This window comes from Nostoc sp. PCC 7107, assembly GCF_000316625.1.
GTDB lineage: Bacteria > Cyanobacteriota > Cyanobacteriia > Cyanobacteriales > Nostocaceae > Nostoc_B.
Map to the genome: position 1 here is coordinate 5,545,663 of NC_019676.1, position 23,542 is coordinate 5,569,204.

Below are 23,542 nucleotides of genomic sequence, written 5' to 3' on the forward strand. Positions count from 1 at the left end.
TGAATAATTGAAACTAAAAATGTTCTCCAGTTGTCATAATTAGGAATGAGCATTGTTTGAACATGAGCATTGAGTATAGCCATATACTAAAATGTGATGTTCAAAAATGGAAATCCAGGTTTTGGGCATCTATTGAGCATGAATGAGGGTTTGACGGGTAAAAATATTGAGATTGCGTTACTTGTATGGAATTTCACATTTCCGTAACTCCAGTAGGGCAGAATGACTACTTGGTGCGAACGGAACAAGTCGCGCCTGGGGTGCCATTGGCAGAAGAACTAGTGACTTGGCCTGTTGCTGATTGGTTAGCAGCCGCAGGACATTTGATGAATGATCCTTTGAGGTCAGTTTTACAGGGAGATGCGTTGATACAGTCAGCCGCAGGCATCGCCAGAAACTCTGTAAACTTGGTGGCATTGGGTCAGCAATTTTATAATGCCCTGTTTCAAGGCACTCTCAGAGATAGTTGGATTACCGCTCAAGGCATTGCCCAAAACCATCAACAAGTACTGCGCCTCCGGTTAGGTCTTAAGGATAATAGGTTAGCACGTCTGCCTTGGGAAGTCATGCACGCAGGCGATCGCCCTCTAGCAACGGGGCCTTATGTAGCATTCTCGCGCTACCAAAGCGGCATTCTCTCCAACCCTCGCTTGCCCTCCAGAAATTTACCCCAACTGCCAGAAGATGGTGTAGTCAGGGTTTTAATGGTGCTGGCATCGCCCACAGATCAAACACGTCTGGGTTTATTGAAGCAAGAAGCCCTGAGATTGCAAGCCGAATTGCATCGTCATGCCTCCCGCACTGCCGACAGTAGCATTTCCCTACCCGAAATTGAACTGACTATTTTAGATCAGCCAGGCAGGGAAGAATTAACCCAAGCCTTAGAACAAAGTATATACCAAGTTCTCCACTACTCCGGTCATAGTGACTTAGGCTCAAGTGGTGGCGAAATTTATTTGGTGAGTAGCAGAACTGGCTTGACAGAAACCTTGAGTGGCGATGACTTAGCAGGTCTGCTCGTCAATAATAATATTCAAATGGCTGTGTTTAACTCTTGTTGGGGAGCCTACACAGCCACAACCGATACAACAGAAGAAACAAGCGAACGTAACCTGACCGAAAGTTTAGTCAGACGCGGAATCAAATGTGTTTTGGCAATGTCAGAACGCATTCCTGATGAAGTTGCACTCACCCTGACCCAACTTTTGTATCGCAACCTAAATCAAGGATATCCGGTAGATTTATGTGTTAGTCGGGTGCGTCAGGGATTAATTTCAGCTTATGGTTCCCACCAAACTTATTGGGCATTACCAATTTTGTATCTTCAACCAGAATTTGATGGGTTTTTGGGAACAGAACTTTCGACTTTTACCAGTACAGAGTCGCTGAATGACAAGAATCGCAGTGTGAAGGTAACTTCCACTACAACCTACTCTGCTATGACGGATGAAGCCCAGATAGCTTTACCCATTGATGAGATGATGCCGGGTTTAGGTCATGATGCTTCGGAGTTGGACTGGTTGGGTGAAGAGACTTGGGGCGATTTAGTTGATGAAATTGAATATGACGACCCCAGTTATGCCGAAGATTCAGCCATAGTTTCGGATTTGTTTCGCCAGATAGACCAGCAAATACCCAGCAATAATGGTCAATCTCCCTTGACTGGCGAAGTACCACCCAATCACAGAGAAAATATTTTTCCGGCTAGACAAATGAGTGGCGAGGTAACACCCATTGACAGACAAGGATCATGGGGAAATTTGGGTGCAACACCCAACGAAACTGTAGCCAGTCAGGAAGAAGATTGGCAGGCTTATGAGGCATCGTTACCCACATCTGTACCTAAACCTCGTCGCCTTAATTGGCGGCTAATTTTGAGTATTTTTGGGGCAGGTGCGATCGCTAGTATCCTCGGTTTCGGTTGGTGGTGGCAAATGCGCCGCCCTTCAACTTTTGCCGATATCCCCCAAATACCCGTTCAGCAGTCTTTGTCTAGCAAAACTAATCAGAAAATTAACTTAGAAACTAGTCCCACCGCTATTATTGCGACTAGTGCCACAGAAAAATTAAGCCAAGGTGACTTGTCGGCTGGGTTGGTAGCTGTAGAAGAATTATTCAATCGTGGCGCATTACAATCTGCCCAAACTGCCCTAAATGTTGTGCCAATTAAGCAAGGAAATGATCCTGCACTCAACTTTTTTAAAGGACGACTAGCTTGGCAGTTAATTCAGACTGGAGATAAAAAATATACCATTGATGATGCCCGACGTTTTTGGGAAGTTGCAGTGAAAGCAGAACCAAACTCGGTTTTGTATACCAATGCTTTGGGCTTTGCCTACTACGCAGAAGGTAATGTCAATCGCGCTAATGATTCTTGGTTTAAGGCGCTAAATTTAGCTTTAAATCAGCAAAATTCCGCAAGTGTAGCTCTTTCTGTGCAGAATTCTCCCGTTCCTCACGATGCCTTGACTGCCTACGCCGGTTTAGCAATGGGATTGTATAAATCTGCACGCAGTCAACCTGTGGCGAAACAAGGTCAATATATGAAAGAAGCGATTAAGTTGCGTCAATTGGTAATTAATCAAGACCCAGTAAATTTTCAGGTAAATAAATTAAGTAATAATTGGCTTTGGACAGAAAAGGCCATTACCGATTGGCGATCGCTCCTGCAACAAAAAACTTAGGAATGAGCAACACCCTTCCCCTTTAGCAATAAATTTTAGCTTGATATTCTATCTTATATATGATATGCAAATTCGATAAAATGTAACAATTTGTCTCTGACAGGGAGAGCAGAAGAGATAAGTTTCTGTAACATTAAATAATAATAATGATGTTTAGAATTAAGGAATTACTTCATGCCCTACACGAATGAAGAAGGTGGTCGTCTTAACAATTTTGCCCAAGAGCCAAAGGTTTATCAAGCAGAACCTCCCACAGCAGAGCAAAAGCGTAACTATATTATCCTTGGTGTCGCCGCGACAGTTTTGGTCGGCGGCTTAATTTTTGTCGCCTTCTCCGTTTCTCATCTCAGTTAAATAAAAACTGTTTTTGTTAATAAAATTTAATTTTCTTGTAGTATTTCAGGTTTTCGTTGTCAAGGGAACCTGTTTTTTATGGGTGATGTCAAGACTCTAAAGTCAGAATCGGCATAAAATTTTGCGTTCCGGCTTGACAATGGCAGTCATAGTTCAATAACGTTCAGTTAAGAGCAATAGTAAGTAGAAAAGCCACTTGCGTGGTAATCCAGGCTGTGAGAAGATTACCCCGAACTAGATAGGTCTACTTAAAATAAACCTTGTTTAGGTGATGTACACTGTTTTTTGGCTGTTGAGCCACCATGAGCGTGAATGATCCGGCACACCACGATAATTTTGCTTGGAATCGGCAAGTATATCACCGTTTGAAACTTGCCCTCAGTTTGGGCTTAAGAAGACAACTGTTTTTAGCAGTATGTGACGACTTACAGTTGCGAAATCAAGTAGCAGCGCGGCTGCATTCAACGTTAGCTTATCCAGTTGGGCAAGTTTTATATCAGCCCCAAGATGGACAGGAAATTAGCAGCACTCCAGCTTACCCGCGATTAGTGACTTTGCGGTTGAATTTAAACGAGCCTAACCCTGTAGCCCAGATCAATCAATGGCTGGCTAATTATCCCCCACCAATTGTCGGTGTAACCAAAGACAACCCTGGTAGACCTTTACCAATACCGACATTTCAAATTGTGGGTGTAGAACAGCTAACAAAGCAACCTGTAGCAGTGCAACGGTTATTCTTACATTCTCTGCGCCTCTGCGAAGAAGCTTTTTCTAGCCAAGAATCTAGCGGATTCTTAGAATCTACTGTGCTGTTGTGGATTTCGCGTCCTTGGTTGTCAGCTATTCAGCAGTCAGCGCCCCAATTTTGGCGTTGGCGTACGGGGATATTTACTTTTGCGGGAGAACCCACGCCAGCAAAACGCAATGTCAATTATCCAGAACGTGTTTCTAATTCCCGAAATTTGGATTTTGGGAATTTAGAGGGGACTAGTGTTAATGAATCGACAATTGAAGCACCAGCCAAAGCCCCACCTCCCACAGAAAATGGTACGGTTCCTGTAGAAACACCAGCGAAGCGGCTTAGTAGTGTTTTAGAAATTCCCCCACCACCGCCAGGATTTACCAAGCAAGAATCTCAATTACCAGAATCTCTGGTTACTAGCCCTAGTCCATCACTGTCTTCGTTATCTCATATTAGCCAGGAGTTAACAGAGTTAGTATTAGCGACAATTAATGCCAAAATTACTCAAGAAGAAGATGAGAATTGGCAACCACAACAAATTCTGCTGGTTATTGAAGAATTACATATCAAGCAAGCTGCAAAAGAGGATTTGGCCGCAGCTTATCATCAATTGGGTAACTTATATCGTTTGCGGATTGAGCAAGGACATTCCACCCTAGAAAACTTGATGGTAGCAATTTTGGCTTATCAAGAAGCGATCGCTTACGATGAACAATCACCACAATTACCCGATATTCTCAATGATTTAGGCACATTGTACTGGATGTTGTACCGCACACCACCCAACGTTGAGGCGGGACAAAATTACATTGAACAGGGGATTGAATTTTATCACTTAGCTTTGAAGATGATTTCACCGCAGACTCACCCAGAAACTTATGCGCGGGTGCAAAATAATCTGGGAACAGCATTTGGTGATTTAGCGAGGTTTTCTAACCCTGCGGAAAATTGGCAACAGGCAGTATCTGCTTATACAGAAGCATTAGCCCATCGGACGGCGGAGATGGATACTTTGAAATATGCGGCTTGCCAAAATAATTTAGGTACAGCTTACTGGCATCTGGGACAATATAATCAACCAGTGCTGCATCTGAAAAAAGCGATCGCTGCATATAACCAAGCACTGGCTCATTACAATGCCGACCAAGAACCTCTGAAATATGGGATGATTCAAAATAATATCGGCACAGCCTACTGGAATTTAGCCCAATACGAACAACCAGCCGACAATCTTCAGCAAGCTATTGATGTTTACTGCGAAGCTTTAAGATACCGTACCGCCGCCAATGTTCCGAGTGCTTGTGCTGCCACCCAAAATAATTTAGCTACAGCTTACTGGCATTTAGCGAACTTACCGCAAACCACCAAAGAACGCAAGCAAAAGTTACTAAAATTATCAATTATTGCTTATGAAGAAGCCATTGCTTTGGCACATTCTCTCAATGGAATACCTTTAAGTTTTGATTTGTTGGCTGCTCATAATAACTTAGGATTAGCCCATTATCAGTTAGTGACAGATAATTCTTTTAATGGCGATAAACCCACGCGATCGCACCATTTAGAAGTAGCATTAGATCATCATTTGCAAGCCTTAAATGGATTAAGTAAACAACCAGAAGCTTATCAAACTACCTTTGCTTATCTAGTCAAAACAATCCGCGCCTTCCATAACGAATTAGGCATTCAAGGACAAAATTTAGCTTTATCAAAAGTTCCCGGTCAGTTATTACCGGAAATTTTGGCAAAGTTGTGAAAAAACTATTATCTTTTAGGCACTGTATGGCTATTAATTTTTTCCCCAAATATGTCTATTCAAATTCAAATCTTCCACAATATCGAGCATGAGATAGATATTTTCAAAATATTCTCGCATAGGGGCAAAGCTTAACATTTTTTGAAAAAGTTTGGGTTCAAAAATATCATCTGCATAATCAATAGCTATATAGATCATATTTTGGAGAAATGATACATAAATATTTTTTCTAGCTTTCTTTCTAAATTTAACTAGCTTAGTCATTAAATTTGTAGACAAAACATATCTGGCTTCAACTTGATTGTCGCCATAAACAGTAAAATATTGCGAAAATTCCGGGTCTTCTAATTTAACTAAATTTTCTTTATTCTGGTGCAAAGCATGAATATTCGTATTTAATAAATTCGGTAAAACTATAGTTCTAGCGCTTATCTTTTTATTAAAGTCAGCTTGAAAAAATAATCCTTTAAATACTGTTCTTCTCGAAACCTCATTTTTCATTATTTCTTCATCAAAATGTCTATAACTGATTCGTTTACCTCGAAGTATTCTAATAAATATGTAAGGAATACTTTTAATAAGTTTGATGACTAATAATATAGAATATAGCGGCAGTAAAAATCCAAAAATCATTCTAATCACAAATGGAGGAACCATCATAGAACCCAACGTTTTTAAATGTTGAGAAAAAGTTAGATATTTTATCCACCGATGCTGTAATTCGACTTCTGTACAAATTTCTGAAAAAAACATTGGTGTTTGATTAACTTGTCCAAAAATACATTCTTCTTGCTGTATTCTATTCGGTTTTAATAATGTTGGAAAAATTTGGCTACGAATGAAAGCAGACAAAGTATATTCATTATCTGCTTCTGAGGCGTAACTAGAATAACTGAGACTTTCATTGGTATTAATAAAGTCAAAAATCTTTTGAATAATTTTTGATTTAAATCCATTGGCGTAGGTTTCTATAGCAGAAGTATAAAAAGCAATCCAACCCCATAAACAAGCTAAAAATCCTAGTAAAAATAAAAATATGAGAAAATAGGGTAAGGGAATTTTATGAACAAAACAAAAAATCAGATATTCTAGGGGGAAGAATTTGACTAAAAGGCAAAACATGATGAATATAATAATACTAACAAATGAGATTGATAAGATAGTTTGTTTTCTAACTGATTCTAGTTCTTTTAAATCATCTAACAAATTTTCTTGACAAAAGGTTTTAAACTCATTTAAACTCCTCCTCGTGATTTTGACATCAGCATTTTTTTCTTCTGGCTGTATGGTTTGAGATTGTGGTTGAGAAGTTGATTCTGAAGCAGCAAAATTCGCTGGTAATAAAGTTGAGAGAAATTGTCGCGCCCAAATCTGTGTGACTTCTTGCTGACTATTAGTAAGTTGTTGACAAAGTGCGATCGCTTTTTCTAATTGTTCATTTCCCTTATAGGCTTTAACTAGCCACATCTGTGCTTGATAATAATCTTTGAATCCTGCATCAGTTCCTTGACAAAAATTCTCTAGAATTTGAACAGCTTCAGTATAGCGCCGAAATTTTAGCGCTTTATTTCCAGTTAAAAGTAATTCCGCTGCTTGTTCTGCTGTTAAAAGAGGCTGATTTTTTACTACCGCAGATTCAGCCAGTAAAGATTTGAGAATTTGCTGCGCCCAAGCCTGAATTTGTGGATTGTTATATTCTGCTAGTTGTTGACAGCATAAACGGGCTTTTTGAGGTTCTCCATTGAGGTGATATGCTTTGACTAAAGCTGCTTTCGCCTCAAAAATTTTCTTAGATTTAATATCAGGCAATTTTTCGTATTTTTGACAAAAATTTTCTAACAAACTGACTGCTTCTGAATAATGCTCTTGCTTGAGTGCTTCTAACCCTGATTGGAACAGATCTAAATTATTAGACATGAAATTTCCCTATAAAATTTTATCAATCACACGATGCTTTATTGATTCAAGAGATTTCTAACATTCACATTTTGTTTTTCTTGCAGAGATGCTTGAAATTGTATTTTTAACTGATAGTTCATCCACGATGCAAATAAGTTTGTGGGAAACATTTCTATAGTATTGTTATATTCAGTGACAGCACTGTTATAAAATCTTCGCGCGGCTGAAATCTGTTCTTCAATTTCAGTCAGCGAATACTGTAACTGGATAAAATGCTCGTTGGTTTTGAGTTCTGGATATGATTCGACTGTGACGATAAGATTATCTAAATTTCTCGATATTTGGTCTTCTATTGTCACTCTTGTACTTTCACTTACACGTTCTGAGATTACTTTAGTTCTGAGTTTGACAATTTCTATTAAAGTTTTCTGCTCAAATTGCATATATTTTTCTGCAACCGCTACAAGATTAGGTATCAAATCCCATCTTTTTTGCAGCAACACATCAATTGTAGAGAAGGCATAATCAACCTGATTTTTACTTTTAATTAGCTTATTATAAAAATTGGCAAATAGAAATGCAGTTATTAGCCAGAAACTAAAAAGTATGAAAGCTGGTGAAATAGACATACTGGTAACTGTAAATATATCAATGGTCTTTAACTCAGGCAATTTAAATTTTAGTATTATTTAAAGCTTAAGAATAACAGTATTATTAAGTAATAAGTTTATTAAATTATTTGGATATTCAGTAGAAATAATGAAATAATTTCTATATTTATCAGGATTGTTTTTAAATTGATACTATCAACTTTCTCATAATGATGTAAACCAAAACATATTATTCATCTAGTCTGCATATATTTACTTAAATTGCACGTAAAATTCTACTTACATATCACCCAATTTCTGGTATTGTTTCTGCAAGTGTGCGATCGCTCTCTATGAGAAATAGTTGATTGGTCGTAATCAACCTTTTTTGGGTCTATACTCATCGAAGCAGGATTATTTGATGTGATTGAAGGTATAATTGACCACCCAATCCTCAGTATCCATCATGTGAAGCCAGGGATAAATAAGTGAGCTTGGGATTTGGGATTTCTCGTAATTTGGTGAGTTGCTTGTGTTTGTTGGCTGAACAATGCTACAAAAGAGCAAAAAAAGTTACTAACTTTCTTTATGTCTACTGATACCTTTGAAAAAACTAGCTTGAGTTGGGAAGTTTCTCAATTCCAGCAACAAATCGGCGAATGGATAGAATACCAATTTGACCGCTTTCAAAATTCTGTACCAAACTTGTCCCCAGACTGGAGAATTAGTCCTTGGCTGAGTAATTTACTAATTTTGTTGTTTTGGCTGATACTTGCAGGATTTTTGGCTTTTGTTGTTTGGCGCTTGTGGTTAGAATTCAGTCCATATATATATTCTTGGTTGTCTGGGGGTAAAAATGCTGCGGATGCTGCGAACAAAAACCGCGCTCATGATTTATCTGTAGCACTGTTGCTAGAGCGATCGCAAGAATTTTACCGTCAGGGTAATTATCGTGAAGCTTGTCGTTGTCTTTACTTGGCAATCTTACAACATTTGCATGATATTAAGCTGGTTCCTCACAAATTTAGCCGCACAGATGGAGAGTATTTACAATTGCTACGCTCAACTGTCACCCCAGTCCAACCTTACGAAACCTTGATTACTACCCACGAACAATTATGTTTTGGCAATGCTGAGATTTTGCCAGAAAATTATCAACAATGTCAGCAGGCATACCAAGAAATTATTAATCAGGAAGTATGAAGTGTGAAGTTTAAACGTTTAGTTTTTTGATATATGAAAAAATCAAACCGCATTGCTTGGATAGGAGCGATCGCACTTGGTGTAATAATTTTACTTAGTTTATTCGCTGCTCCTAATAATAAAATTTACACTGGTTCTACTTATAGTCGGGCTGCTGATGGCTATGGTGCTTGGTATGCTTATATGCAGCAACAAGGTATAACTATTCAGCGTTGGCAAAAGCCTCTAGAAAATTTTAAACCTGAAAAAGCTCCTGTCACCATGTTAAGGGTGAGTAGTTCACCTAGGGGAGCTTATTTATTATTTGACGAACAGGAATGGTTAGATAAAGGCAATAATTTAGTAATTTTAGGTGTCAAAACACCTGCAACAGAAGCTAAATTTCACTCTCTGCAAAAATCAAATTTTGGTGATATTAAAATTGCCACAAAAAGACGTAATATCAAAGTAGAAAAACCAAGCATTTCTTTAGGCGATCGCTTTGGTGCTATTGTTTGGGAAGAAAAAACCGAAAAAGGCAAAGTAATTTTTTCTAATACCCCCTATTTAGCGGCTAATGCCTATCAAGATAATTTAAGCAACTTTCAATATCTTGCCAGCTTAGTCAATCAAAAAGGCAACAAATTATTTGTAGATGAATATATTCACGGTTATAAAGATGCTGATGTCAAGCAGAGTCAAGGAGACGGCGACTTATTCAGCTATTTTGCCAAAACACCGCTGTTTCCTGCACTAGTTCAAGTAGGAGTTTTACTATTAGTTTTAATTTGGGCAAAAAATCAACGCTTTGGTAAACCCATAGCCTTAGAAGCTCCAGTTATAGACAATAGCCAAGCATATATCCAAGCACTAGCGGGAGTTTTAGAAAAAGCCGAATCTAGCGATTTTGTAGTAGAAATGGTGGGTAAAGAAGAACAACGACAACTCCAAAAAGCTTTAGGATTAGGCACAACATTACTAGAACACCAAACACTATTGCAAGTTTGGCAAGAAAAAACAGGTACAAATCCAGCCGAACTGGACACAGTATTAAAATTATCTACCCGAAAACAGCGCATAAGTGAACGAGAACTGTTAAGCTGGTTGGCAAAATGGCGAACTCTCAAGGAAATACCCAAGTAATTTCCTATTTTGCGCCAACTTTGACAGCAGCATCTGTATGTTTATGTTTGAGTATTTTATTCATAAAAATTATGAGCCAAAATCATTCTGTATTTATTGACCTTGACCAAAACCTTAATCAAATCATTGTCGGACAATCTAGCCTTATCAAACAATTGCTAGTAGCCTTATTAGCAGGTGGACATGTGATTTTGGAAGGTGTACCAGGAACAGGTAAAACACTTTTAGTCAAAGTATTAGCACAGCTAATTCAAGGAGACTTTCGCCGCATTCAACTTACACCAGATGTTTTACCTTCTGATATTACAGGGACGAATATTTTTGATTTAAATAGTCGCAATTTCACCTTAAAGAAAGGGCCAGTTTTTACAGAAGTGTTACTAGCAGATGAAATTAACCGCACTCCCCCCAAAACACAAGCGGCGCTGTTAGAAGCAATGGAAGAAATGCAAGTCACTTTGGATGGTGAAAGTTTACCTTTACCGGATTTATTTTGGGTAATTGCAACACAAAACCCCTTGGAATTTGAAGGGACTTATCCTTTACCAGAAGCGCAATTAGATAGGTTCTTATTCAAACTATTAGTAGATTATCCCGATCAAGCCGCAGAAAAGCAAATGTTACTTAATCGTCAAGCCGGTTTTGCAGCGCGACGGATAGATATTAGTAGTTTAAAACCTGTCGCCACTGTAGCCGAAATTTTAGAAGCACGAAAAGAAGTTAAACAAGTGCAAGTATCTGAAAAGATTATCGATTATCTCTTAGCTTTAGTGAGAGCTTCGCGTCAATTTCCTGATTTAGCTTTGGGTGCGTCACCCCGTGCTGCTGGTGCTTGGTTGCAAACATCGCAAGCTGCTGCATGGTTAGCTGGAAGGGATTTTGTCACACCAGATGATGTTAAAGCTGTGGCTTCACCTTTGTTACGTCATCGCTTACTACTTAAAGCAGAAGCTATGCTAGATGGTTTACAAATTGATGCGATTATTGCGTCAGTAATCAATCAAGTTCAAGTACCAAGATGAGTTATGAATGATAAAACTTGATAAGACAATCAATAGCTTACAATTAGATAAATAATCGAGGTGAAAATGACAATTAAAGAACAGATTAACCAAGAAATAGAAAAATTACCTGAACCTTTATTACAGGAAATTTTAGATTTTATTCAGTTTTTGCAATCCAAACACCAGCCAGAAAATATATCAGCAAATAACCAAGTTTCTCAACCACTTACGGCAGAACATAATTTTACTAATTCTACTGCTGAAGATTTATTAGAATTTGTCGGGAGTTGGGAAGGTTCAGATATCAGAGAATGTCTGCAACTAGTTCATGAAAGCCGGATGCAAATTGAATTTTAATCATGTATCTTCTTGATACCAATCATTGCTCCTTTTTGATGGAGGGTGTACTTAGTGTTGCTAACCACCTGCGATCGCTCGGTCAAATACAACTGTCTACTAGCGTCATTGTGGCAGGAGAGTTATGCGTTATGGCACAAAATTCGCAACAGAAAGCCGCTAACTTAATCAAAATAAATGCGTTTTTACAGCGAATTAACTTATATGGAATCGATAAAGAAACTACAGAAATTTATGGTGAATTTAAATCTGACCTAATCAAGCATTTTGGCCCCAAAGAAAAATTAAACGTAGCACAACTCAATTAAATATGATCGGGATTAGTGAAAATGACCTCTGGATAGCTGCGACAGCTTTACGCCATTCATTGATAATTGTTTCATGCGATAGTGACTTTGAGCGAATGCAACAAGTAAGAGAAATTGCTTGGGAAAGTTGGGTTTAGATTTCTAAAAATACTTCCAAAAATTAGCAAAAAAACTAAATAAAAAATGATTCCTTCTCAACGACTTTATTTATTCTTGATATCGGGAGTTGCGATCGCACCTATCCTCTCCCTATTCCTCACCATTCCCGTTAGTATCGCTATCACGTTATTATTTGATGTGATTATTCTGCTATTGATGATTGTAGATGGATTGCGAGTCCGTCCTTTGCGAGTGCAAATAAAGCGCGAATTACCACAACGCTTATCGATTGGGCGAGATAATCCGGTCATGTTGACGGTAACAGCAGCAAAAACTGACGCAATTATTCAAATTCGTGATTACTATCCCCCAGAATTTGGCGTATCTACCCCGACACTCACCGCCACTATTCCCGCTAACACTACCCAAGAATTAACTTACACTGTCCACCCTAGACAACGCGGCGAATTTCCTTGGGGAAATATTCAAGTGCGACAGTTGGGAAGTTGGGGGTTAGCTTGGCATAATTGGCAAATACCGCAAAGTGTTTCAGTCAAAGTTTATCCTGATTTGATTGGGTTGCGATCGCTCTCCATCCGCCTCACCCTACAATCATCAGGTTCTATCCGCCAATCTCGCCGGATGGGTATCGGTACAGAATTTGCAGAACTGCGAAACTACCACACTGGTGATGATTTACGCTTTATTGATTGGAAAGCCACCGCCCGGAGAAATACTGGTAATACACCGCCTTTGGTGAGGGTTTTGGAACCAGAACAAGAACAAACCTTGATGATTTTATTAGATCGCGGTCGATTGATGACAGCACAAGTCCAGGGCTTACAGCGATTTGATTGGGGTTTGAATGCTACTTTATCATTAGCATTAGCCGCATTACATCGGGGCGATCGCGTCGGGGTGGGTGTATTTGACCGTCAAATGCACACATGGGTTTCTCCAGAACGCGGTCAATCCCATCTCGGTAAGCTAATTGATTATCTCACCCCCATTCAACCAGTTTTACTCGAATCTGATTATTTAGGGGCTGTGACCAATGTAGTACAAAGGCAAACTCGCCGCGCCTTAGTGGTACTAATCACCGATTTAGTTGATGTCACCGCCTCTACGGAATTATTAGCCGCACTTTCCCGGTTAGCACCCCGTTATTTACCATTCTGTGTCACCCTGCGAGATTCCCAAGTTGATCATCTAGCGCATACATTTACTCAAGAAGTTACAGCCGCTTACAGTCGTGCTGTTGCTTTAGATTTATTAGCACAACGCCAAGTAGCCTTTGCTCAATTAAAACAAAAAGGCGTCTTAGTACTCGATGCACCAGCAAATCAAATTACTGATCAGCTAGTGGAACGATATCTGCAACTTAAAGCGCGGAATCAGTTATGAATACTACTCATTTTAAATCAGCGTAGACTTCCAATCATTGTTGTAGACATAGAAGCAGAGGAGATTACACAATGGATAAAATCCAAATCCAATTGTATTAATTACGTAGATGCAAGCCTAACCAATAACTACTGATTGAGACTGAAAAATCATGGGGAGTGCAAATAATCAGGGAATTTGCTGGTGGTTTCTCGCAAAGTTTACCCGCTACAGTTTAACTTTATTGCTGAGTGCGGTAATGCTTGCTGATGCTGTGGCGGCGACACCGAAAAACCGAGGGTTGCAGATAGGACAGCAAACCACTCAACAAGATACCACTCGCGCTGCTGCGGAGCGCCTGTTTCAAGAGGGAAGGCAGTTTTATCAACAAGGGACAGCAGAATCACTCCGACAAGCAATTGGGAAATACCAAGCAGCTTTGAAGCTTTGGCAAACACTTGATGAGCAAAGCCGGGAAGCCGAAACCCTCAATCACATTGGCTTAGTCTACGACGACTTAGGAGAAACACAAGAAGTACTCAATTATTACAACCAAGCTTTACCTATACTCCGTGCAATAAAGGATAGAGCAGGGGAAGCCACCACCCTCAACAATATTGGCAAAGTCTACCTCTCATTAGGAGAAAGGGAAGAAGCACTCAAATACTTCAACCAAGCTTTACTTATTAGCCGTGCAGTGGGGGACAAAAAAATAGCAGCCCTTACTCTCAACTATCTTGGTGTTGTCTACAAATCATCAGGAGAACCGCAAGAAGCTCTCAAATACTATAACCAAGCTTTACCAATACTTCGTGCAGTCGGGGACAGGGAACAAGAAGCCAGCACCCTGAAAAATATTAGCTTAGTCTACGCCTCATTAGGAGAAAAGCAAGCAGCAATTAAATACCTCAACCAAGCTTTATCCATAGGCCTTGCAGTGGAAGACAGAAGAATTGAAGCCCGTACCCTCAATGATATTGGCTTTGTCTACGCCTCATTGGGAGAACCGCAAGCAGCCCTCAAATATTTCGCTCAAGCTTTACCCATACTCCGTGCAGTAGGCGAGAAAAGAAGGGAAGCCACTATCCTCCACAATATTGGCGGTATCCACAAGGCTCTAGGAGAACAGGAAGAAGCCCTCAAATACTTCAATCAAGCTCTACTTATACGCCGTGCAGTGGGGGACAGAAAAGGAGAAATCCTCACCCTCTCTAACATGGCTTCCCTAGAATACAGACGGGGTAATTTACAACCAGCCCAAACACATATTCAAGCAGCTATTGAAATAATTGAAGATTTAAGCGCCAAGATCACTAATGCAGAACTACGCAATGCTTACTCTGCATCAGTGAGAGGCTATTACGAGTTCAACAACTATCTGTTAATGGAAATGCAAAAAAAGCATTTATAAATTGGCAGTGAAAGTTAGCGATCGCTTCTAATATATTCTCATCAAACTACCTGGTTAAAGTGCTTGGAAATTCTCAATTGTCAAGTACAATTCCTCGTCAGCTTGTTGGAAGCTGTAGTCGATGCTAATTTGCCGAGGATAACCAAGCTGATTCTTGTACTGCACATCAATATTATCTGCTCGACGGGCGATCGCATCGGCAATCACATTAAATAATTTGGGAATTGTTTTATATCTTTCAAAAAATTCTGGGTTACTAACTGGCACACCTGTAGTTGTGGTGATAGATGTTGTTATCCCATTTTTAACAGTAATTATTACAGGCCCTCTGGCTTCCGGCACACAGAAACAACTATTGCTGAGTGTATAGCGATAATTGCGGATGTTTTGCTGATTCCACAAACGGCGGTTAAATCTTAATTGTTGTAAATTGTTAGCTGCTGATCTTTGTGCTGTCTCTACTGTAGATTGGGATATTGCTGGTGTATTTAAACTTAAAGGCATTAATAATGCTGCACTAATCACCACAGGCCAGCGCAGTTGTCTCCACGAAATATTTATATTGTTTAGCATGAGGTAATCTCCAAGTGTATTTGCGGTTACATTGCTTTACAAAACACCTAAAATTTATGCTTTACTAATTCACTTGTCAAGTTAACTAGGTTACATAAATTTAATTAATATCATTAGTGAATTACAATCTTCCCGACTTCTTTAAGAGGTTGTTTTCAAAGTATTGATCTATATCTTCATTTTTTTCTAAAGTAGTATAAATCATGTATTTTTCCTTTAATAAACACTGCTTATCTATTTCCAAAGAACTTTTTTAAGAATTCATTTTTCTAAAATTGCGTAAATCAAAGGACAAACTGTATGTTATGAAACTAATATCTCGCAAACCGATGAAGTTCAAGTCATTTCCCATCCTAAAACATCAGACCACAACCAGATATAAAGATGATGAAAGAAATATCACGTCGCCAATTTATCGCCACAGCCACCCTGACTACAGGCTTTGTTTTAGCAGTACAGCCTGTATTTGCCAAAGTCATTACCACCAATACCAAGGGCTTAACGGCTGGAGCGGTGAAAATTCCGGTTAAAGATGGTGAAATCCCAGCTTATAGAGCCGTACCTGCGACTGGAAGCAATTTTCCCGTAGTTTTGGTGATTCAAGAAATTTTTGGTGTCCATGAGCATATTCAAGATATTTGTCGTCGCTTTGCCAAATTGGGGTATTTAGCGATCGCACCAGAATTATTTGTGCGTCAAGGTGATGTGTCAAAATTAAGTAACATAGACGAAATCCGTCAGGTAGTAGCGAAAGTCCCTGACGCACAGGTACTATCAGACCTAGATGCAACAGTCAACTGGGCAGTAAAATCTGCCAAGGGAAATACCAAGAGAGTTGGAATTACAGGCTTTTGTTGGGGTGGTCGGATAACATGGCTATATGCTGCACATAATCCCCAAGTCAAAGCAGGTGTAGCCTGGTATGGCAGACTTGTAGGTAATGCTAGTGAACTGACACCCAAACATCCCGTTGATATTGCTTCCACATTAAAAGTACCTGTCTTGGGACTATACGGCGGTAAAGATACAGGCATACCTCTAAATACAGTAGAACAAATGCGCGATGGACTCAAATCCAGTAGCAGCAAATCTCAAATTATCGTTTATCCAGATGCACCCCACGCCTTTTTTGCAGATTATCGCCCATCCTATCGTGAGCAAGAAGCTAAAGAAGGCTGGAAGAAACTTCAAGCATGGTTTAAGCAACATGGGGTTTAATCACAATAAGGTTATCCGTGTTCTGCGCCCTTTGCAATGGGGAAATTTGCTTTGCGGGGTTTAGTTCAAAGCATCGCGCGGGAACTAGCGCCACAGAATATTCATCTGGCGCACTTTATTATTAATGGTGGGATTCGTTCAGACATACGACAAGAAACCATCGATAAACCTGATAGTTTACTAGATCCTGATGCGTAGGCGTAGCCTGTCGTAGACATCGCCCAAACCTACCTCAACATTCTCCTTCAACCCCGCAGTGCTTGGACATGGGAAGCAGAATTACGGCCTTGGGTAGAAACATTTTAGTCCAGCGAAATCGGCAGTTATCAGCCGCATCTACTCTATTGCCATCATAAATATTGCTGTTTTTGTATCCTAGACATCTTAACAACAAGCAGTTTATAGGGTAAAAGTGGATACAGCTAAGAAGTATAAAAAATCATAATAGAAATGCTATGAGTGAGTTAGTGGTAATCAGCTTTAATGATAAATATAAAGCAGATGAAATGCTGCTAGAACTACTGAAACTAGAACAAGAGCATTTAGCTGATTTAGAAGATGCGGTTGTAATCACAAAAAATGCACAGAGTAAGATAAGGGTTAAACCCTGTCATGATTTAGTCAAACCTGGTGATCTGAGTAATGAACTTTGGGGTGGTATCATTAGCGCAACTTTTTTTCATCGCTTTCTTACCATTAAAGAAAGTGTATTTGAAAGTAGTTTCTTAACCGAAGTTGAAGCAGCTTTAACGCCTAATTCATCGGCTATATTTATTTTGATTAATTATGCTGATCCCGAAAAAATAATTGCCGAATTTTATAGATTTGAAGGCAAGTTAATTAGAACAACTCTATCTAAAGAGCAAATTGAGGATTTAAAGAAAAATCCTCAAAAAATCTAACTAGTTCTACTGTGAACGACTAGAGATGAAATTAATTAACGACGTTTGCGGTTACAATACAACACCAAAAACACAAATAATCCTAGTCCCACAAGATATTTAATAGGGTCTGGTACATTTGGATTAGGCGAAAAAAATCCTTCAATCGTACCAGCAATTATCAACATTGGCACAATGCCAAAAACTAATTGTGCAGCTTGGGAACCATAAAACTTTAACGCATCACCACGGCGATATTTACCAGGAAACAAAATTGCTCTGGCTAACAATAAACCTGCACCACCAGCAAAAAAAATAGCGGGTAATTCCAAAGCACCGTGAGGAAACACAAAAGCCCAAAAAGGATAAGCCAAATTATTTTGACCGACTAAAGTACCAACCGCACCAATTAATAAACCATTGAATACCATTAAATAAGTTGTGTATGCTCCCGCAGATATTCCACCAGCAACCGCACCAAAAGACACGGAAAGATTATTAATCATGATGCTGCTGGATGCTAAAGGTTCAATCCCCACAATCGATCCCATCCATAATTTATGCTCATCTCGTACCTGAGAAATTAAGTGTTGTGGTACTACAAGGGACATAAATGTTGGGTCTTGCCAAGCATACCACCAAGCCACCAATGCCCCCAGCAAAAACAAACCTGTAGCCAAAGCAATGTAGGGGAATGTTTGCTGTACAACTGATGGTAAACCCCAACGGTAAAATTCCGCCGCCGCCCGCCATTCTTGTCGGCGCGAACCTTGGTAAATCTGCGTGTAACCACGAGTTGTTAAATTTTGCAAACTTTGAATTAAAGTTTGACCAATTTGTTGTGTACGGGCGCGTGCTAAATCAGCCGCCACGGAACGATATAAACTGGCTAATTCTCTAATTTCCTGGGCGCGTACTGATTTCAGCCCCTTTTTTTCTACTTGCTTTAATAAGGTATCTAAACGCTGCCAATTTGGTTCTCGGCGGGCAATCCAACGTTGAATGTTCATACATTATAGGAAGATGTTAATTTTCTCAAATTAAGTCAGAGATACAGCCCAAAACCTCGATAAATTCTACATTTCTTAATTACGAATTACGAATTACGAATTACGAATTGCTATAACCTACCTTAAGATAGCCACAAATTCACAACTGTACTTTCAGGGAAATTTGGCATCATGTCTGGAAACCTTGGTTCTCCCACTCCCATACAACCACTCAGCGTGGGGAATGTTGTTAGTGCAGGAATCCGCCTGTATCGTTCTCATCTTAAGGATTATTTTTTACTGGCATTGAGAGCATATATATGGGTATTCATACCTATATATGGATGGGCAAAATGTTACGCTCTCATTTCGCTGATTTCGCGTTTGGCTTTTGGTGAATTAGTTAATCAGCCTGAAAGCGTCTCATCAGGTGAGCGCTTTGTCAATTCTCGGAAGTGGCAATTTTTGCTGATGATGCTGTTAATGTTTCTGGTAGGTATAGGGATTATTGTGGGTGTGGTGATTTTATTCGCCCTGTTTGGTGTTTTATCAGCCGCATTGGTTGGGGGAGTTGGTCAACAAGGAAATCCTGCCAGCTATCTTTTATTGATTGCGATCGCTATTATTATCACTATTGCGGCTTTTATCGGAGTTTTGTGGCTGTTAACGCGGTTTTATTTAGTAGATGTACCCTTAGCTATCGAGGAAAATATTGATGCGACATCAACCATTAGCCGCAGTTGGGAGTTAACCCAAGGTTATGTTTGGCGGATTCTGTTTATTTCCTTTGTGACTTTTTTGATTACAATACCAATTCAAATAGCCGTTCAAATTGTTTTGGGAATTATTCAGTTGGTTTTTAGCCCCTTGATTTTAAGAGAGGCTAGATTTTTTACCGTAGTTTATTCTGTGTTAATTCTGGCTTTAAGTTTTGCTGGTAGTGCTGCAATTGTACCGTTTTGGCAAACAGTCAAAGCTGTGATTTATTACGATCTTCGCAGTCGCCGTGAAGGGTTAGGCTTGCAGTTACGCGACCATGAAATTTAAAGACTAGTACAAATATTATTATGCAGTTTTTTAACCGCGTTAAATTCCGCACCCCCGAAAGTGTCGAACTAGAATTTACCCTCGCTGGAATAGGAAGCCGTGCTTGGGCTTTACTAATTGACTATTTCGTATTGGCTGTAATTTTATTAGTGTGTATCTATACCTGGATTTCTATATCTGGTCAGTTAGCAGATATTTTGCAGGATCAAGATACTGTTGGTTCGCAAGTCGGACTTTGGTTAATCGCCATTACTTTTTTACTTCTGTTCGGAATTTACGTTGGTTATTTTGTATTTTTTGAAACTATTTGGCAAGGACAAACCCCAGGAAAACGCTTTGCTAAAATTCGCGTTGTGCGAGATGATGGTAGACCTGTTGGGTTAGCCCAGGCAACTTTACGCGCCTTATTGCGCCCCTTAGACGAATTTTTATTTCTCGGCGCTTTTTTTATTATGTTTAGTCGCCGGGAAAAGCGGTTGGGTGATTGGGCCGCTGGTACAATTGTGATTGAGGCAGAAAGAGCGATCGCTTCAGCGACTTTCACAATTTCTGAACAAGCTAAGTCGCTTTATACAGAGTTACTCAGCATTGCCGATTTATCTCAACTACTACCAGATGACTTTGCCATAATTCGGGAATATTTGCAGCGACGCGGCGCAATGGCAGCTAAATCACGAGTTGCTCTTGCTTCTAAGTTAACTCAACAAGTTGCAGCTATTATTAATTTAGCGCAATTGCCAGAAGTTCCCCCTGATGTATTTCTAGAGGCTATTTACTTAGCTTATCAACACAAAGAATTTTAGTATTTTCTCTGCTGGCGGCGCGGATGGGTAGGTGTAGAAAATCGAGCTTGAAGCAAAATCGCTGTATTCCTTTTAGTACAAGCTTTTGCAGAAAAATTTAATTAAAACCATCCGCGCACCTTACGCAGTATACATTTCAGCTATTTTCGTTCAATCAACTGACTTTTACTTGTGTTAGGATCAACCCATCCGCGAAATCGAACCTTGAAAACTACATACAGTAAGCTTTTCTGCCTCCCGCAGTTTAAACATCAACTAATCCCTATTAGGGATTGAAACGCATAAATGGATTATGTGAAAACTGCTCAGATGCGTTTAAACATCAACTAATCCCTATTAGGGATTGAAACACGACCCGCTACACCATTACGCCCATCTGTACCGTTTAAACATCAACTAATCCCTATTAGGGATTGAAACCGTAAATAGTTTTACTTATCGCATATTTAACGTAAAGGTTTAAACATCAACTAATCCCTATTAGGGATTGAAACCATATCTAGTTACGGTGTACTTTTCTACCCAGTGTGTTTAAACATCAACTAATCCCTATTAGGGATTGAAACGTTCTAGTAAGTCCTTGCCCTTGCCGTAGCGTTGCCCGGTAGTTTAAACATCAACTAATCCCTATTAGGGATTGAAACGGCGAAGCCATCGCGGTTCTACGCGCCAGAATTGTTTAAACATCAACTAATCCCTATTAGGGATTGAAACTATTTAGGAGTTAGTGTACCCTTCAGCAAGTACTATGATAGTTTAAACATCAACTAATCCCTATTAGGGATTGAAACGTCTGTGGCGTAATTGATATAGTATTTTCAGTAATGCCCAGCGTTTAAACATCAACTAATCCCTATTAGGGATTGAAACCTTAGGACTACACTGGATACAGAAAGCAAAAAGGCGGTTTAAACATCAACTAATCCCTATTAGGGATTGAAACATTCCAGACTGGGCTTGTATGGCTTTTGATCCAGTTTGTTTAAACATCAACTAATCCCTATTAGGGATTGAAACTGATGACTACACCGCTACGAACCGCATTTTAATTTATGAGGTTTAAACATCAACTAATCCCTATTAGGGATTGAAACTTGCTAATACTGTTACGTCAGCACTAGAGATGTTTAAAGTTTAAACATCAACTAATCCCTATTAGGGATTGAAACAAATGTCACTTCTTCTATGTATTTAATAAGCTCTTTCTTGGTTTAAACATCAACTAATCCCTATTAGGGATTGAAACAGCGTGATAACTTATCATTGTGTGTCGTAACTGATATGTTTAAACATCAACTAATCCCTATTAGGGATTGAAACGCTCGCCTAAAGCCTTCACAGGTACCTATTGCTGTTTAAACATCAACTAATCCCTATTAGGGATTGAAACCCATTCCATTGTTCGATTTCCATATAAGGGCGTTGTTTAAACATCAACTAATCCCTATTAGGGATTGAAACAGCAAGTTTACAGGCTCTTTGCCATACTCTGAGGTTTAAACATCAACTAATCCCTATTAGGGATTGAAACTGAATTCCCTCATCAAAAGCAGTCTATATTTTGTGAAGTTTAAACATCAACTAATCCCTATTAGGGATTGAAACTGATGCGATCGCCTCGGCATTTATGTATTGAATGATTTGGTTTAAACATCAACTAATCCCTATTAGGGATTGAAACAGAGGATACGTCTACAAAGGTGTTGTCACTGAACTAGCCGAACGTTTAAACATCAACTAATCCCTATTAGGGATTGAAACGGCGACACACTAAAAGCGAAAGTAGAGGAACTACTGTTTAAACATCAACTAATCCCTATTAGGGATTGAAACGAAGCAGGGTTAAAAAGGCGGCGACTGGCTGAGGCTGATTTAGTTTAAACATCAACTAATCCCTATTAGGGATTGAAACCCTTTAAAGTTTCTGCCATTAATCTTTTGATTAATGTTTAAACATCAACTAATCCCTATTAGGGATTGAAACTAATAAGTTATTTTGGGTTCCCACTTATTAGTAGTTTCGTTTAAACATCAACTAATCCCTATTAGGGATTGAAACCTGGATAAATCCAGGACAGAAGGTTGCTACTCCATAAGAAATCACGGGTTTAAACATCAACTAATCCCTATTAGGGATTGAAACTTTAAACCCCCGCAGTCGCCCCCAATCCCCCTACCCCCAAAACGTTTAAACATCAACTAATCCCTATTAGGGATTGAAACTTAACCATTTCTGTGAAGCTGAATAACATGATGAAGGTTTAAACATCAACTAATCCCTATTAGGGATTGAAACCAATCGCTCAAGTATACATCCGCACTCTAGGGGTTTAAACATCAACTAATCCCTATTAGGGATTGAAACAAAAATTCCCGTACCCCGTGGCACTATTTTAAAGTTTAAACATCAACTAATCCCTATTAGGGATTGAAACCTAAAAGGCCATCGTCACATTTCCCACGCTGTAGCCGTTGTTGGTTTAAACATCAACTAATCCCTATTAGGGATTGAAACGATGGTGTAGCAATTTCGGTTGATTCTTTACCTTCTCAAATTGCAATTTCAACGAATCCCTATCAGGAATTCAAAATAATTTTTCTCGAACTAATGCCTCATCTTTAAAACCAATAAAAACGGCTGTTCCATCTTTAACAAAAAGCGGACGTTTGAGCAGCATAACATCAAGTGCAAATGCGTCAATCCATTGTTGCTCAGTCCAAGTCTTTTTTTCTTCTCCTAAAGCGCGGTAAGATTGCCCAGAGGTATTTCGCATAGGAAGATAACCCAAGGATTTTACCCAATTTTCAATTTGCTCACGGGTAGGTGGATGATCTTTAGTATTGATAAACTCATAGTCAATTTGGTTGTTTTGCAGCCAAGTTAGAGCTTTTTTACAAGTACCACAGTTAGGAATGCCGTAGATTTGAAGAGACATAAAAGAAGTTGAGCAACAGATTCCAGATATAACATTAAGAGACCATGATCAACAGGACTTACGCAAAGACTACGATTTTATTTCATTACGAGCATTTGCGTCCCTTAACTAGCTTACCGCCATCAAAGCCTGATATGTCCATACCGATTGCCTCTCTTAACCAGAGACACTACGCGTAGCTTGCTT

The 23,542-nt window shown here is 39.3% G+C and carries 21 protein-coding genes, 2 pseudogenes and 1 CRISPR repeat array; of the genes and pseudogenes, 18 read left to right on the top strand and 5 right to left on the bottom strand.

The window, feature by feature from the left end:
* The first annotated feature begins 185 nt into the window (after nt 1–185).
* The 3 genes from hetF (at nt 186) to NOS7107_RS23670 (ending at nt 5,533) form a co-directional block, all read left to right on the top strand.
* The gene (gene hetF, locus NOS7107_RS23660; RefSeq protein WP_015115463.1) at nt 186–2,684 is read left to right on the top strand and encodes a cell division protein HetF; all 2,499 of its coding nucleotides are present in this window, start codon (nt 186–188) and stop codon (nt 2,682–2,684) included.
* Between the two features lie 174 nt (nt 2,685–2,858).
* A complete protein-coding gene (locus NOS7107_RS23665) occupies nt 2,859–3,038 on the top strand; it encodes a ssl1498 family light-harvesting-like protein (RefSeq protein ID WP_015115464.1) in 180 nt (59 codons plus the stop codon).
* Between the two features lie 302 nt (nt 3,039–3,340).
* Complete coding sequence (locus NOS7107_RS23670) at nt 3,341–5,533, top strand: tetratricopeptide repeat protein (RefSeq protein WP_015115465.1); 2,193 nt, start codon at nt 3,341–3,343, stop codon at nt 5,531–5,533.
* Between the two features lie 33 nt (nt 5,534–5,566).
* On the opposite strand, the gene NOS7107_RS23675 is transcribed toward NOS7107_RS23670, so the two are convergent.
* Both NOS7107_RS23675 and NOS7107_RS23680 read right to left on the bottom strand, forming a co-directional pair.
* Nucleotides 5,567–7,450 (bottom strand): DUF3137 domain-containing protein, encoded by a 1,884-nt coding sequence (locus tag NOS7107_RS23675; RefSeq protein WP_015115466.1) that lies wholly within the window; start codon nt 7,448–7,450, stop codon nt 5,567–5,569.
* Between the two features lie 38 nt (nt 7,451–7,488).
* Nucleotides 7,489–8,061 carry a LemA family protein gene (locus tag NOS7107_RS23680; protein WP_015115467.1) on the bottom strand — a complete coding sequence of 191 codons (573 nt, stop codon included), beginning with the start codon at nt 8,059–8,061 and terminating at the stop codon, nt 7,489–7,491.
* A gap of 318 nt (nt 8,062–8,379) precedes the next feature.
* Here NOS7107_RS23680 and NOS7107_RS29525 point away from each other — a divergent pair.
* The 9 genes and pseudogenes from NOS7107_RS29525 to NOS7107_RS23715 form a co-directional block, all read left to right on the top strand.
* A pseudogene (locus tag NOS7107_RS29525) lies at nt 8,380–8,569 on the top strand (DUF2243 domain-containing protein); the annotation flags it as partial.
* A 41-nt stretch (nt 8,570–8,610) separates the two neighbouring features.
* Nucleotides 8,611–9,225 (top strand): DUF4129 domain-containing protein, encoded by a 615-nt coding sequence (locus NOS7107_RS23685; protein WP_015115468.1) that lies wholly within the window; start codon nt 8,611–8,613, stop codon nt 9,223–9,225.
* A gap of 33 nt (nt 9,226–9,258) precedes the next feature.
* Nucleotides 9,259–10,347: a DUF4350 domain-containing protein gene (locus NOS7107_RS23690; protein WP_015115469.1), complete on the top strand. Its 1,089-nt coding sequence runs from the start codon at nt 9,259–9,261 to the stop codon at nt 10,345–10,347.
* 71 nt (nt 10,348–10,418) lie between these two features.
* Nucleotides 10,419–11,369 (top strand): MoxR family ATPase, encoded by a 951-nt coding sequence (locus NOS7107_RS23695; RefSeq protein WP_044501099.1) that lies wholly within the window; start codon nt 10,419–10,421, stop codon nt 11,367–11,369.
* 66 nt (nt 11,370–11,435) lie between these two features.
* Nucleotides 11,436–11,708, top strand: coding sequence for a DUF2281 domain-containing protein (locus NOS7107_RS23700; RefSeq protein WP_015115471.1), 273 nt, complete (start codon nt 11,436–11,438; stop codon nt 11,706–11,708).
* A gap of 2 nt (nt 11,709–11,710) precedes the next feature.
* Nucleotides 11,711–12,016: a type II toxin-antitoxin system VapC family toxin gene (locus NOS7107_RS23705; RefSeq protein WP_253274476.1), complete on the top strand. Its 306-nt coding sequence runs from the start codon at nt 11,711–11,713 to the stop codon at nt 12,014–12,016.
* A 2-nt stretch (nt 12,017–12,018) separates the two neighbouring features.
* Nucleotides 12,019–12,153, top strand: a complete 135-nt coding sequence (locus NOS7107_RS29530; protein WP_253274477.1) for a PIN domain-containing protein — start codon at nt 12,019–12,021, stop codon at nt 12,151–12,153.
* Nucleotides 12,154–12,199: 46 nt separating this feature from the next.
* A complete protein-coding gene (locus NOS7107_RS23710) occupies nt 12,200–13,519 on the top strand; it encodes a DUF58 domain-containing protein (protein ID WP_015115472.1) in 1,320 nt (439 codons plus the stop codon).
* Between the two features lie 151 nt (nt 13,520–13,670).
* Nucleotides 13,671–14,909, top strand: coding sequence for a tetratricopeptide repeat protein (locus tag NOS7107_RS23715; protein WP_015115473.1), 1,239 nt, complete (start codon nt 13,671–13,673; stop codon nt 14,907–14,909).
* A 54-nt stretch (nt 14,910–14,963) separates the two neighbouring features.
* Here NOS7107_RS23715 and NOS7107_RS23720 read toward each other — a convergent pair whose 3' ends face one another.
* A complete protein-coding gene (locus NOS7107_RS23720; protein ID WP_015115474.1) occupies nt 14,964–15,482 on the bottom strand; it encodes a DUF6174 domain-containing protein in 519 nt (172 codons plus the stop codon).
* Between the two features lie 387 nt (nt 15,483–15,869).
* On the opposite strand from NOS7107_RS23720, the gene NOS7107_RS23725 reads away from it, so the two are divergent.
* The 4 genes from NOS7107_RS23725 (at nt 15,870) to NOS7107_RS23735 (ending at nt 17,602) form a co-directional block, all read left to right on the top strand.
* Nucleotides 15,870–16,700, top strand: coding sequence for a dienelactone hydrolase family protein (locus tag NOS7107_RS23725; protein ID WP_015115475.1), 831 nt, complete (start codon nt 15,870–15,872; stop codon nt 16,698–16,700).
* Nucleotides 16,701–16,736: 36 nt separating this feature from the next.
* Nucleotides 16,737–16,898 carry a hypothetical protein gene (locus tag NOS7107_RS29535; RefSeq protein WP_253274478.1) on the top strand — a complete coding sequence of 54 codons (162 nt, stop codon included), beginning with the start codon at nt 16,737–16,739 and terminating at the stop codon, nt 16,896–16,898.
* 117 nt (nt 16,899–17,015) lie between these two features.
* Nucleotides 17,016–17,105 (top strand): hypothetical protein, encoded by a 90-nt coding sequence (locus NOS7107_RS29880; RefSeq protein ID WP_367580505.1) that lies wholly within the window; start codon nt 17,016–17,018, stop codon nt 17,103–17,105.
* 50 nt (nt 17,106–17,155) lie between these two features.
* A complete protein-coding gene (locus tag NOS7107_RS23735; RefSeq protein WP_015115476.1) occupies nt 17,156–17,602 on the top strand; it encodes a DUF1269 domain-containing protein in 447 nt (148 codons plus the stop codon).
* Nucleotides 17,603–17,637: 35 nt separating this feature from the next.
* Here the strand turns inward: NOS7107_RS23735 and NOS7107_RS23740 are convergent, their stop codons facing one another.
* A complete protein-coding gene (locus NOS7107_RS23740) occupies nt 17,638–18,591 on the bottom strand; it encodes a stage II sporulation protein M (RefSeq protein WP_015115477.1) in 954 nt (317 codons plus the stop codon).
* A 171-nt stretch (nt 18,592–18,762) separates the two neighbouring features.
* Here NOS7107_RS23740 and NOS7107_RS23745 point away from each other — a divergent pair, with 171 nt between their 5' ends.
* Together NOS7107_RS23745 and NOS7107_RS23750 are read left to right on the top strand one after the other, a co-directional pair.
* Nucleotides 18,763–19,617: a hypothetical protein gene (locus NOS7107_RS23745; protein WP_015115478.1), complete on the top strand. Its 855-nt coding sequence runs from the start codon at nt 18,763–18,765 to the stop codon at nt 19,615–19,617.
* A gap of 20 nt (nt 19,618–19,637) precedes the next feature.
* A complete protein-coding gene (locus NOS7107_RS23750) occupies nt 19,638–20,420 on the top strand; it encodes an RDD family protein (protein WP_015115479.1) in 783 nt (260 codons plus the stop codon).
* Between the two features lie 242 nt (nt 20,421–20,662).
* A CRISPR array of direct repeats spans nt 20,663–23,011; the repeat unit is 37 nt; unit sequence GTTTAAACATCAACTAATCCCTATTAGGGATTGAAAC.
* Here NOS7107_RS23750 and NOS7107_RS27270 read toward each other — a convergent pair.
* Nucleotides 23,012–23,356: pseudogene (locus NOS7107_RS27270) on the bottom strand (Spx/MgsR family RNA polymerase-binding regulatory protein); the annotation flags it as partial.
* Nucleotides 23,357–23,542: the final 186 nt, after the last annotated feature.